At 45.1% G+C, this 12,815-nt stretch carries 13 protein-coding genes; 8 read left to right on the top strand and 5 right to left on the bottom strand.

The features are described from left to right. Nucleotides 1-244: 244 nt before the first annotated feature. Nucleotides 245-700, bottom strand: a complete 456-nt coding sequence (locus tag M9196_RS19530) for an Lrp/AsnC family transcriptional regulator (RefSeq protein WP_250619189.1) — start codon at nt 698-700, stop codon at nt 245-247. A gap of 142 nt (nt 701-842) precedes the next feature. On the opposite strand from M9196_RS19530, the gene M9196_RS19535 reads away from it, so the two are divergent. From M9196_RS19535 to M9196_RS19555, 5 genes are all read left to right on the top strand, one after another. Beyond that, nucleotides 843-2,654: a PLP-dependent transferase gene (locus M9196_RS19535; protein ID WP_250619190.1), complete on the top strand. Its 1,812-nt coding sequence runs from the start codon at nt 843-845 to the stop codon at nt 2,652-2,654. Between the two features lie 262 nt (nt 2,655-2,916). After that, the gene (locus tag M9196_RS19540; protein ID WP_250619191.1) at nt 2,917-3,519 is read left to right on the top strand and encodes a 2OG-Fe(II) oxygenase; all 603 of its coding nucleotides are present in this window, start codon (nt 2,917-2,919) and stop codon (nt 3,517-3,519) included. Nucleotides 3,520-3,984: 465 nt separating this feature from the next. Continuing rightward, a complete protein-coding gene (locus tag M9196_RS19545) occupies nt 3,985-4,731 on the top strand; it encodes a Crp/Fnr family transcriptional regulator (protein ID WP_250619192.1) in 747 nt (248 codons plus the stop codon). Nucleotides 4,732-4,801: 70 nt separating this feature from the next. After that, on the top strand, nt 4,802-5,155 hold the full coding sequence (locus M9196_RS19550) for a hypothetical protein (RefSeq protein WP_250619193.1): 354 nt from the start codon (nt 4,802-4,804) through the stop codon (nt 5,153-5,155). Between the two features lie 53 nt (nt 5,156-5,208). After that, nucleotides 5,209-5,991, top strand: coding sequence for a hypothetical protein (locus M9196_RS19555; protein ID WP_250619194.1), 783 nt, complete (start codon nt 5,209-5,211; stop codon nt 5,989-5,991). A gap of 103 nt (nt 5,992-6,094) precedes the next feature. On the opposite strand, the gene napH is transcribed toward M9196_RS19555, so the two are convergent. The 4 genes from napH to M9196_RS19575 all read right to left on the bottom strand — a co-directional run bounded on the left by napH (nt 6,095) and on the right by M9196_RS19575 (nt 9,314). Then, nucleotides 6,095-6,940 carry a quinol dehydrogenase ferredoxin subunit NapH gene (gene napH / locus M9196_RS19560; RefSeq protein ID WP_250619195.1) on the bottom strand — a complete coding sequence of 282 codons (846 nt, stop codon included), beginning with the start codon at nt 6,938-6,940 and terminating at the stop codon, nt 6,095-6,097. 2 nt (nt 6,941-6,942) lie between these two features. After that, nucleotides 6,943-7,710: a ferredoxin-type protein NapG gene (gene napG / locus M9196_RS19565; RefSeq protein ID WP_284677233.1), complete on the bottom strand. Its 768-nt coding sequence runs from the start codon at nt 7,708-7,710 to the stop codon at nt 6,943-6,945. A gap of 312 nt (nt 7,711-8,022) precedes the next feature. Continuing rightward, nucleotides 8,023-8,346, bottom strand: a complete 324-nt coding sequence (locus M9196_RS19570; protein WP_250619196.1) for a bactofilin family protein — start codon at nt 8,344-8,346, stop codon at nt 8,023-8,025. Between the two features lie 14 nt (nt 8,347-8,360). Next, nucleotides 8,361-9,314: a M23 family metallopeptidase gene (locus tag M9196_RS19575; RefSeq protein ID WP_250619197.1), complete on the bottom strand. Its 954-nt coding sequence runs from the start codon at nt 9,312-9,314 to the stop codon at nt 8,361-8,363. 422 nt (nt 9,315-9,736) lie between these two features. On the opposite strand from M9196_RS19575, the gene M9196_RS19580 reads away from it, so the two are divergent. The 3 genes from M9196_RS19580 to M9196_RS19590 are packed head-to-tail and all read left to right on the top strand — an operon-like array spanning nt 9,737 to nt 12,717. Next, a complete protein-coding gene (locus tag M9196_RS19580; protein ID WP_250619198.1) occupies nt 9,737-10,693 on the top strand; it encodes an HlyD family secretion protein in 957 nt (318 codons plus the stop codon). Continuing rightward, the gene (locus M9196_RS19585) at nt 10,694-11,620 is read left to right on the top strand and encodes an ABC transporter ATP-binding protein (protein ID WP_250619199.1); all 927 of its coding nucleotides are present in this window, start codon (nt 10,694-10,696) and stop codon (nt 11,618-11,620) included. Further along, nucleotides 11,617-12,717, top strand: a complete 1,101-nt coding sequence (locus M9196_RS19590) for an ABC transporter permease (RefSeq protein ID WP_250619200.1) — start codon at nt 11,617-11,619, stop codon at nt 12,715-12,717. The genes M9196_RS19585 and M9196_RS19590 overlap by 4 nt, the downstream gene beginning before the upstream one ends. Nucleotides 12,718-12,815 lie beyond the last annotated feature (98 nt).

Here is a 12,815-nt window from a genome sequence, read left to right on the forward strand (position 1 = left end):
ATGGGCGCTGGAAATCGATGAGGCTGAATAAGGCCTCACTGCTTAATTGCGCGCTTACGTTTAAGTACTAACTCGTGCGAGTCACGAGTTAGCGCACACGCTAACGATTAATTCGTATCATTTTTGGTCAGTTGCTTTTGCACTGACCATTTTTCTGCATAACAAGTCACATCGAAGACCGCCAATTTTGGAACTTAACTCATCTCTTTTGGCGCGTCATAAAACGCAATCAATGGATAGGTAATCAAGTCACAGGCAATCGGGTTTTACTTTTCACCTGCCCAAACGCAAAACTCGACTCTATCGCCGCAATATTAGGCAACCGAGTCAGTTCTTTACGAATAAACTGCTCATAGGTTTTTAATGAACCACTGACGACATGCAGCAAGTAATCATGATTGCCCGTCATCAAAAAACACTCTAATACCTCATCCAATAACTCAACGTGTTGCTCAAAGCTGCGCATTTGTTCTTCCGTCGGCTTTTCAAGCTTTACCAATACAAAGACCGTAATTGGCAGTCCGCAGGATTCTTGATCAACGCTCGCATGGTAGCCTTTTATAATGCCGTTTCTTTCTAATGCGCGCACACGACGTAAACATGGTGACGGTGACAAAGACACGCGGTCAGCGAGTTCTTGGTTACTCAATCTCGCATTATTTTGCAGTTCTCGTAAAATTCGCTTATCTATATCATCCATAAACTTTCTCGCAATTATCCATCAATTTTTACCAATTAAACGCAATAATATTGCTTAACGTTAGTACTAAGAGTGTTAACTCGCAATCATTCGTCACGGAGAATTTCTAGACTTTAAGGAGAACAGTCAAAAGGAACCAGACATGAACATCGCCACCCAATTGAGCCCACTAAGAAAAACAACCAAACATGAAAAAGCACAAACACTCGCCATTGAGCAAGCTAAGCATTTTGGTATCGACCCAAACAGCGAATATGGCACAACGCTGGTCGAGCTCGCGACCACGCTTTATCAAGCAAACAGTAAAACTCATGACTTGTGGGCACTGACGATCGATGGTCTTTCTGATCTCGATAAAAGTGACCGAATTGCGTGGTTTAATGCCAAGCGTTTCTTATCTTTTCAGATTGCAAAAATTCTCGATAATTTGCAAAACCCGATGCGTTCCACATACCAGTCTATTGCCACCAACAATGGTCATTTTGCATCGAAGGGCGCTTACCCAATATTCGATAATGTCTCGGCTATATTCTCTGCCAGCCCAGTGATCACACGCACAGCGACCTACTTATTTGCTTGTACTGAATGGATTGAAGATGCCTTCAATGGTAAAGAACCATTACATGACATTTACTCGCGTTTGCTCAACCCAACGTCTATCGCGTTAGCCAATCATATGGTGGATATTGAAGCGGGTGAACGAGCGAATGAATACCTAGCTTGGAACTTCAACTCAGGTATGGCTGCTATCGATGGCTTGTTTAGTCATCTACTAGGTTATGAAGACATCGTGCTCTCTTCACGCAATATTTATGGTGGATCTTATCAGCTACTAGAAGATTGGTTTGGTAAGTCTTCAAACCTCAATATTGCCGTCGAATGGGTGGGTGGATACGGCGGTGATGATTTTGCGACGCGCCTAGATGCCATCGCTGAAAAATACGCTGACCGCTTAGCCAATGGGAAAAAAATCTACGTCTATTTAGAGTCTCCGTGTAATCCGCACGGCTACGTCTTAGACGTCGCGGCAATCAGCTATGAATCCCACCAAAGAGGCTGGGACGTCATTGTCGATTCGACCGTCGGAACCCCTCTGCTGCACCCGGTATTAAAACGCGATGATGCCATGGAGAGACCTGACTTTGTTGTTCATTCATACACGAAAGAGCTGGCAGGTTCAGGCACCACGACAGCGGGGGTGGTCATCGGACGTAATGAAACCATGTTTGCCCCAAAAGGTGAGGACATTCCGTTCACTAAGCCTAATGGCGAAGCCGTGACTATCCCTTGGAACGAAACCTTATTTTGGAACGTCTACTACATCAAAGGGGCATTTCTTGATGCTGATAAAGCCTTTGAAGTACTCAACGGCATGAAAACCTACGAGATGAGAGTCATTCAAAAGACCATTAACACCCTAACCTTAGCCAAGTTATTCGATACGCATCCCGACATCAATGTCTCATGCCCAGCCCTTCCACATAGTGACAATTATGAGCACTGCCAACACAATATGTACCTAGGTTTACCGGCCGCGCTGTTTACCATTGATATGGAAGGAAATGGTGATCGCGCCCCGATTAACCGTGACGTGTTTAAACAGTTCTTCGACATGCTTGAGCCCGCCATTGGAATGCAAGTGAGTTTAGGACAAACCAATACCGTCGCGCTGTGCCCGGCACTCACCACGCACTCTGAACTTAGCGATGAAGCGCTAGCGGAGTCTGGAATAAAACCCACGACCATGCGAATCTCTATTGGACTGGAAGATCCTCGTATGTTCATCGCACATATCATCGAGGCCGCGAAGTTGTCTATTGACCGCAAACACATGGACTTTTCTAGCCGCTTTCCTTGCCCCGACACCATTGACGAGATCTATATGCAAACCTACATGGACGTCCACCAGCGATTTGCCCACAGCTTGCCAAGGTTTACCTCGTTGATTTCGTAGCCCTATCCCAACAAACAACGGCTGCGTGGGCAACGAAGTCAGTGGCACAACCTCGGTCTATCGTATCGATTTCTAGAGCTTCACCCTATAAAGGTTGGGGCTCTATAATCAACATAACACTACACAGCCCCTCCCCCCCTTGATGCCACTATCAAGGGGACTATCACCCTCTTCTACCGTGACGATAACAAACCTGAATTGATAGCAGTCTTAGTTTTCTCTATAAAGCGCCCTCCTGTTTCTGACAACCACGGCGCCAATCATGCAAAAGCTTATCGACACCTTAGACTCCCAAGGTTATTACATCTGGGATGACTTTCTCTCTCCAGAACAAGTAGACGCACTGAAAGCGTGTTTGCCTGAAAATTGGAAAAAAGCCTGTATTGGCCGAAACGATGAAGAAGTGCGAGAAAGCGCAATTCGCAGTGATAAGATCTGTTGGCTATCCAAGGATCTTGGCGAGCCCGTGCAACAATTTTTAAGCAAGATGGAAATGATTCGCCAAGCCGCCAATCAAAACTTCTTTCTCGGCTTATTTGAATACGAAGCGCATTTCGCAAAATATGAAAAGGGCGACTTTTACCAAAAACACCTAGACTGCTTTCGTGACAACGAAAACCGTCGTCTCACGACCGTATTTTATATGAATGATGAATGGTCAAAAGAGGATGGTGGTGACTTAGTCGTTTACGATCTTGATGACAACGAGCTCACCCGTATTACGCCAAAATCCGGACGTTTACTGGTTTTCTTCTCGGAGCAATTTCCGCATGAAGTTCTTCCTACTCACCGTGAGCGATTTAGCATTGCTGGCTGGTTTAGAACGAATGGCGTGAAAGATAACCAACTCGATATTGCCAACTAGCATTTACCTTCTCCTATTCGACCTTCTTGTCACTGACGGTCGAATAGGATGCTTACCACGAACAATACACTCTCATTCTTTACTTACAAGGCTAGCTTTGAAGTTCAAACCATCCCCCCTGTGCTTTCCGCCCTTTTGATTCTTCTATACTGAGTTTTGGTTTCGCCCGTTTACTATTGATTACTTACTACCTTTTTACGACTAGCTAAAAATAATTGCTCCACGAGTCAGAAAGTAACCCTTTCGGATTATTTTTTTAATTGTTATTGAGAAGTGTCCGCTAACGGATATTTCTTGTACAACGTTGCTTCTATACTACTTTCAACATCAAGGCATGAGTACAAAACGCTCTACAGCGTAAGCAAAGCGGATACAAGGTGACTATACTTCAAGGTAGACAGTATACTTCTTTATAAATCAGCCAGTTCAGTGACGAGCTAAAGATTGAACTCGCGATGGTAGATTGTGATAGAGAAAATAGCGTTGATGAATAGTGGCGAGGAAAGCATGACCGACAATGTAGACAGTCAAAACCTAAGGTGGACGACGGAGCTTTCTTCGGCTTTAAAACAACAATTAGTCACACTCGCTAAGCGAAAACAGGTTGTAGAGCGGGATTTAGATAACTCTCGCCTAATTAATCAAGGCGTTAACTTTCTTGAACAAGGCACGTTGGCTGTATGTATTCAAACACCAAATTTAAAAACTGCAAATTGTATTATTATCGGCAAAGGTGGTTGGTTTGGAAACTATATTGATAGTACATCGTCGTTGTCGTCATTTGTTTTTATCGAAATAGAACCATGCACAGTGGTGAACTTTAATAACGAGCAATTAAGAGACATTACCAAAAGTAGTCATGAAATATACAAATGGTTTTATTCGCTCACCTTTGAATCACGAGCGAAATGGCTACAAAGCCAACTAATAAACAGTGAAGCCCTTAACGTTAGAGTGGTTTATCAGATCCTAGAAATTTTGGCACACTTAGATCAACATCGAACCTGCAATGAAATCGCTATCTCGCAACAGCAACTCAGTGAGATGACGGGTATTGCTAGACAACGGGTCAATGAAGTCATGAAACAGCTTGAACGAGCGCGCCTTGTTGAGCTTAATCGAAGTAAGATCATCATTAATGATGTTTCGCAATTATCAAACCAACTGGATGGTATTGACCTAAGTATTAGAGACCCTCGCCACTTTCTCTAAGCACTAATTGACATTAAAGACGCTTATCAGGATGACACCTGAGGGCTACGTATAACCATAGGAAAATAACATGCCATATATCTATTCAATCGAAATCAAGACCGATGCACAAGATGACGTAAATAAAAAGTTTCGGGATAGCCAATTAAAAGGAGAAGTCATTGTTGATGAAATAGGCCATATTTATATTTGTCCACAAATCAGTAATAAGATCTGGTGCACGTCCCCTAAATCGAACCAACTTACCACTGCATTTGACTCGCAGTGGGATCAAGTGATTAAAGATACGTTAGATTATATGACCAGCCATTATTCCGTTACTGCGAACAGCCCAAAACCAAGATGGCGACATATCCTCAAACCATTTCGATGCCCAAGGATGGCTTTATATATCAAAAGCCGCGATCTTTTTCTCACTAAATGACCACGCTTTTGCCTCACCTTGCTTTTACCTTTTATTAATTCGAGAACAACACTATGCATAATTTTCGCTCATTCGACATTTTTGTACTGCTTACCACTAGCCTATTTCTTTATGGCTGTGGCGGTGGAAGCAGTGACGGCGGAGTGAACGTGACACCTGACATTGATGGATTCAAGGTGCGACAAGATCTGCATGTCTTCGATTATGTCTATGGCGGAAGTGACTTTTCAGTGGCGCATGTCATTGCCTACAGCAATGAAAACCACCAGCAAACCCTAACTGAACCACACATATTGTTTAGTAGCAGTGCGCGCTCAACTATTTCTTACTATTTTAATACGTTAAACAATCAAGAAATCACCATTGCACTGCTTGACCGCAATACACAACTCGTGAAAGCAAGCACGCAAATTATTGCCGACGCAGAACAACCTTATTGGGTCTTTGCTTTTGGCGATAGCAGCACTAATAACTATTCACTGTATACCGTCCCAAGACCGGTTGTGACTCAATCTGAACAGACGGTACCCGTATTTGTCATCGATGCGTCTACGCCTAATCAACACACTGCATCGGACCTTTATCTCAATGGCACTCAAATCATCCAAGGGCTTGAAGGAAAAACACTGTCACAACCACTGACTGTGCCAAAGCACGCAGGAAGTTTAACACTAGAATTGAAAAGAGAAGGACAGCTAAGTATTCAATGCCTTAATGTTCAAGCGACTAATTATCAAGCGATTGATGATACCTATGTTAACTGGCAAGAAAGTGCTTGGTTAATTGTCTTTTCAGCAGACCGTCATTGCCATATTAAACCCATCAATTGGCAATAAATTAATTATGGGTAATAGACTATCTAAGGCTGGAGCAAATACTACCCGACACGAATAGAGCCCATCGGCTCTTGCCGGGTAGCTGTCTGATACCGTGATACGGTTAATCAGCTTTAGGTTTGACCTTGAACTCCAACACGTTGAGTGCACAGACATCAATACAGCGCCCACAACTGATACAGTCCTGACTCATGACACGGCGATCGCCTTCTTTAAGAGGCTGTCGAAGCACTTCTGGCTCAGGGCATACGTTGTAGCAATCCATGCATTTGGTGCACGCCTCTCGATGGGTGGCGGTGATACGGATTACGCTTTTACGACCGATGACACCATAAGTCGCACCTAATGGGCAAAGGTGCCCGCACCAACCATGCTCAACCAATACTAAGTCTAGTAAAAACACTAATACGATAAGTATCCAACCGGCCCCCATACCAAACACCAGCCCACGATGCAGCGTCGCAACCGGGTCTACCCAAGCCCATAACAATGAACCAGAGGCAGCACTGCCAAGTAATATTACAGGGATCAGCCAATAACGAATCTTTGGTGACCATTTATAACTGGCTTTTAGATTTAACTTTCTTCTTAACCATGCCGCTAAATCCGTCACCAAATTTAAAGGACATACCCATGCACAAAACGCTCTTGGCGCAATGACCATGTAAAACGCAATAACAATCGTCACACCTATTAAGGCATTCACTTCCGGCCAATGCCCTGTTGCTAAGGTTTGAAGCACCAATAACGGGTCACTAAGTGGAATGGTATCAAATAACAGGCTGGATGAGAGATTGCCCTTTAACACACCCCATGTCGGACCAATCATAAATAGCGCAATAATAGACACCTGACAGATACGTCTTAGAAGCAAAAAACGATGCGCTTTCCACCAGCCAAGTTCGCGAATGGCATCTTTACCGGCATTTTTAGCGAGATTTTTAGCCATGACTATTTTCTCCCATCATTAATGCGGATATGCTCACTCGGCGCTATCTCTGGCGTTTCAGGAAATGTACCGTCTCGCAGCTCCACATTTTCTTCCCAACCGAGTTGGTAGTGATCGCCCATATAGCCTTTGGCTAACTCGATAGGCACCACTTTGATGACCGGGACTTCCGTCACACACGCTTGTTCGCATTTTCCACACCCTGTGCAAGCGTTGGAATGTACGGTAGGGATAAACTTGGCGTGGTATCCCGTACGCTGATTGCGAATCGGCTCCAGAGTGATCGCCTCATCAATCAAAGGACACACCCGATAACACACATCACAGCGAAGACCTTGCCAGTTAAGACACTCTTCATGATCGATGAGTACCGCAAGTCCCATACGAGAGTCATCAATGTTCGTTAATGCATGATCAAGGGCGCCACTTGGGCATGCGACGACACAGGGAATGTCGTCACACATCTCACAAGGAATATCTCTTGCGGTAAAGTAAGGGGTGCCAGAGGCGACAGGCGACAGTAACGTCGCCAATTTAAGCGTATCGTACGGACAAGCTTGAACGCACAACCCGCAGCGCAAACAGGCTTCATCAAATTGATTGCCTTCCAGCGCACCCGGAGGGCGAATAGGCACGCCACCACTGGTTTTGGCTTGACCTTGTTTAGATTGCAGTCCTAGTAATGTAGCGGCTGCGCCCACACCAACTGCGGTTCTGGTGGCATCTCTTAAGAATCGTCGGCGGCTTTCCGACATTTTCGAACGTGACATCGCAATTGCCTCAACTACGCTCAGTCATTCACGTGAGCTATGCGTTCAACTTATGCCATAAATCTAATGTGGTTTAATTCGATTAACATTACTCTTTTTGGTAATACATGAGGTAGCTTGATTTACATCAAGATAGTCGGGTCACTTTGATCACACTGCTGACATTTTTACGATCCATAGACCCGCCACAACGTCAGATTTATTAACGTACTATTAAATTATAGCCGTTAACGTCGTCGTTATCGGCACCACGTTGTGACTGATGAGCTTTCGATGTCACTTAACCTTTAGTATCAGAATATTACTCAGTGACTAGGCCGTTTTTATGCCGCGCTCTTTCGCGGTGTTGTTGGTATCCACCCCTTTCTTCGCACTCAGTTCAACAATCTCTGTTTCAGCCAGTTCTGCCGTTTCGCCAAAGAATTTACCACCGGTTTCAATGCTAAGATTATTGCTCCACACTCTGCCTTTTACTCTACCATTCGACAAAATTTGGATATGTTCAGCATGACAATCTCCTTCAAATAATCCATTGACGATAATATGCTTAGCGAAGACTTCCCCTTTTACACGCCCAGATTCAGCGATGATAATCGCCCCTTCGACATTCACTTGCCCATCTAAAAACCCATCCACTTGAATGTCATTTTCTAGTTTGAGTTTTCCGCTAATAGTACAGCCTTTGGCAATGAGAGTTGTAGTTGTTGCGCGGCTCGTTGTTCCACTGTTTTTACTAAAGATTCCCATCGTATTCCTCGTTCTTTTTCAAAAATTTCTTCAAACTCATTGACGCCCCAATCCACAAATGGTTTAGGGTCTAATGCTCGACCAACAAACCTCACTTCGTAATGAAGATGAGGACCAGAAGACAAACCGCTGTTTCCTGAAAGGGCAATCAATTCGCCTTTATGAACAAACTGACCATTTTTCACTTTGAAACCCTTCAAGTGCGAATAAGAGCTTGAAAAGCCAAAGGCATGCTGAAGACGTAAAAAATTGCCAGACCCTTTACTGCTTTTCCTTGTCACCTCAACTACGCCATCAGCAGGCGCATAGATTTTTGTTCCTGTATTCACTGCAAAATCCAGCCCCCGATGCATCTTGGCTTTTTTAGATACCGGATGAATGCGCTTGCCAAACTGAGAAGAAATGCGTTGCTGTCCAACCGGTGAACCACTCGGTATTTGCGTCAGCATTGTCATACGAACATTAGAGTGAATCGCCGCCGTGTCTAACCGAGAATCCAACTCGTTTACCCTGCCATCTTGAGCAACACCGAGCACAATTTCTAACTCCGTTAGTCGCTCAGATACATGGGTGATCCTCTCCTCCCGTTCAGATAAATCCTGCTCTAACGCTTGTTTTAAGTGTTGTAGGTTTGCCAACTCACTTTCCATGCTCTGGGATTCATTGGTCAGTTTGGCTTGCTTTAGCTGCGCATCATCAACGCTGTTGTATAAATGCTGAATAAGGAGCAGCGTCGACATTATCGCCACGACGGTGATGCTCACTAAACTTTTAAGACTGCGGCGCATCCGCTTGCTAAGTTGCCAATGCGTTGAGCCATTGATGGTTGAAATAGAGATGGTTAACTGGTCTTTCATGTACGTATCTGTCTTTTCCATGACTGAGAATAGGAGGACTAGCAATGTGCGATAACACGATTAACGGTGGCAATGCTATTAATTTACTCAATCGTTTTGCTAGGTACTAGTCTAAACAAACTGGGAAATGTCAGGACGTGACTTGTTGTCAAATAATTAATAAAAATAATAAGTTAACCTTAATATCCATACAAAAGAGCCGCAACATCCTTCGATTTAATCATAATAACAAGCCTCCACCCTCGCGCTTACTCGGCATTACATCAATCAACCCAAACATCAAAAGAACGTGGCCTACTGACATCACTCCCCTTATTTAAGTAATTAAAATCACGCTCATATCATAACTTCATGAAAATTGGCTAGAAAACGGCAAGAAGCCTTCTAATATTGATCGTATAACGATACAAAAAGGGCTCAATATGAAGCGGCTATATCTCATTATTTTTCCATTGATTGTCACACTGTTGGGGTGTCAATCTGAAGAACAGAACAAAGCACTGGGGACACTTGAGCGCGACCGTATTACCTTTTCTGCCACCGCCAGTGAGATTATCCGAGAGTTACCCATTCGTGAAGGCAGCCAAGTCTCGACGGGAGATGTGCTTGTCAAACTGGATACTAAACGCCAAGAAGCCATCCTTGCTCATGCGATCGCCGAGCAAGCTAAAGCTAGCGCCTACTTACTTAGATTAACAAATGGTGAACGACCAGAAGACATCGCTGCCGCCCAAGCAAAAGTAGACATGGCACAAGCACGCTTGACTGAAGCACAACAAAACTATTCTCGGGCGTCAGAGCTGGTACGAAAAAAGCTCGCTAGCCAATCGCAAAAAGATCAAGCGGTCGCTAACCGCGATGCTGCCAGAGCAGAGCTAAATTCCAGCCAAGAAGAATTCTCTAAGCTGACCGCAGGGACTCGCCCTGAGGATATTACCCAAGCTGAGGCCGCACTTGCCGCCGTGAATGCTGAAGTCGCACTGCAAACGCAGCAACTCGACGAACTGACCATCGTGGCAACGCGTAACGGGGTGTTAGATAACCTGCCCTACAACTTAGGCGAACGAGTGTCGGTTGGTGCCTTCGTCGCTGTGGTGCTTGCAGAGCGAGTCCCGTACGCGCGAGTCTATGTCCCCGCTTCCGTTCGCATTAAATTTGTTCCCGGTCTTGAGGTCAACGTTTATGTAGACGGGCTCGAGGCCCCCCTGCCAGGAAAGGTACGCTGGGTGGCTAGCGATCCTTCCTTTACGCCGTATTACGCGCTCACAGAAGATGAACGGTCGCGCTTAATGTATCTCGCCGAGGTGGATCTTGGCAGCCAAGCTGAACAGCTACCAAGTGGCGCGCCCGCACAAGTTGACTTAGAAGGGTTGAAATAGATGTCTGAACTCGCGGTTTCGGCTCAAAACATGGTGAAAAAATTTGGCCACTTCACTGCTATTAATAACATTAGCCTATCAATACCAAAAGGCAGCATCTACGGCTTTCTTGGCCCAAATGGCTGCGGAAAATCGACAACGATTCGTATGCTTACCGGGCTACTAAAACCCACAACCGGAGAGATTGAGGTATTGGGTTTAAGTATTCCAGAGCAATCCGAAGCATTACGACTAAAAATCGGTTACATGACACAAAAGTTCTCACTCTACGACGATCTCACGGTAAACGAAAATCTGCAGTTTATCGGACAAATCTTTGGAATGACGGCACAAGAGCGCAAGCAGCGTTTGGACGAGCAACTCTCTGTCTATGGGTTAAGTAACCTGCAAAAGCAACGTGTAAGTGGCATGAGTGGGGGACAAAAACAAAGACTCGCCTTAGCGGCTGCCACCATGCATAAACCCGAATTACTGTTTCTAGATGAACCAACCTCGGCGGTCGATCCTGAGAATCGTCGAGAATTCTGGGAGCAGTTGTTTGATCTTAGCGATCAAGGCACCACGATTCTTGTCACTACGCACTACATGGACGAAGCCGAGCGATGCCATCGACTTGCCATCATGGAAGCGGGTGAAATGCGCGCCGATGATGAACCAGAAATCTTGATGAACAATATGGGCGTCAATATCATTGAGGTCAAAGCCGACCAACTCCGTGCTTTGAAAGAAAAGGTCCTGCAACGACCTGAAGTGCGCTCTGCGGCGCAATTGGGGATCCGCCTGCGCATTTTAGTTAACCAATCTGTCGTTGACCCAATTGGCTGGTTGCGTAGCCAGTTTCCAGAGCTTCAACACGCCGAACTGACACCCGCAAGGCCTAGCCTTGAAGACGTGTTTGTCTCTGTAACGGGAGAAGGAAGACAATGAAAAGCCTATCTCGAATGAGCGCGATTATGGTCAAGGAAATTCGCCAGTTATCACGCGATAGAATCACGTTTGGCATGGTTGTGATGATACCGCTGATCCAACTCTTGTTATTTGGCTTCGCGATGAACACTGACGTCAGAAACATCCCAATTGCCGTGGTGGATCAAAGTGAGTCGGTTCCCGGGAGGATCATTACCGAAGCTGTGCGAGTGACTCAAGTGGTGAGCATCAAAGCCAATTATCCCACAGTGGCAGAAGCGGAAGCCGCGATTAAAAGTGGTACTGTGAGAGCCGCGTTGATCATTCCCCCAGATCTTGGACAACGTATCACGCATAACGCTATACTTGGGCAATGGTTAGTGGATGGTTCCGATACCATGGTGAGTTCGGCGCTGTTAGCACTACAAACCATGCCTATTGCTGATTTCTCTATCGCGGGATATCAAGCTAATCAGACAAAAACCTTTGAAGCCACGCTGTTATATAACCCCAGTCAGCGCTCTGCTGTTAATATTATTCCGGGCTTACTGGGCGTTATCCTCACCATGACTATGATCATGTTTACCAGCGCAGCGATCGTGCGTGAGAAAGAACGCGGTAATCTGGAGTTACTCATTACTACTCCCATCCACTCCATTGAATTGATGATTGGTAAAATTGTGCCGTATATTTTTATCGGCCTCATTCAGATTTTCATTATCCTCGGCCTTGGCTCTTTGATTTTTAATGTGCCAATTAACGGCGCGTTAAGTCAAATATTGCTAGGCAGTCTGCTTTTCATCGCCGCCAGTCTGACATTAGGGTTAGTTATCTCCACCATTGCGCAAACCCAGCTTCAAGCCATGCAAATGACGGTATTTATACTCCTCCCCTCCATTCTTTTGTCCGGGTTTATGTTCCCTTACGAAGCCATGCCACAAGCCGCTCAGTGGATTGCAGAAGCACTACCCGCTACTCACTTTATGCGCATGATTAGGGGTATTATTTTACGTGGTGCCGATTTAATTGATGTTTGGAGGGACACGGTGTGGCTAGTGTGTTTCACCTTAGGTGGTATTGTTGTCGCGGCATCTCGATTTAAAAAGAGCTTGGATTAGCGCGCAGTCTTCAGCAAGCTATTTTGTTGGCAACACAAAAAAGGCAGTGCGATATCGCACTGCCTTTAAAATTTTTATCATCGTAAGGTAAACGACGA

Source organism: Vibrio methylphosphonaticus (genome assembly GCF_023634655.1).
Classification (GTDB): Bacteria; Pseudomonadota; Gammaproteobacteria; order Enterobacterales; family Vibrionaceae; genus Vibrio; species Vibrio methylphosphonaticus.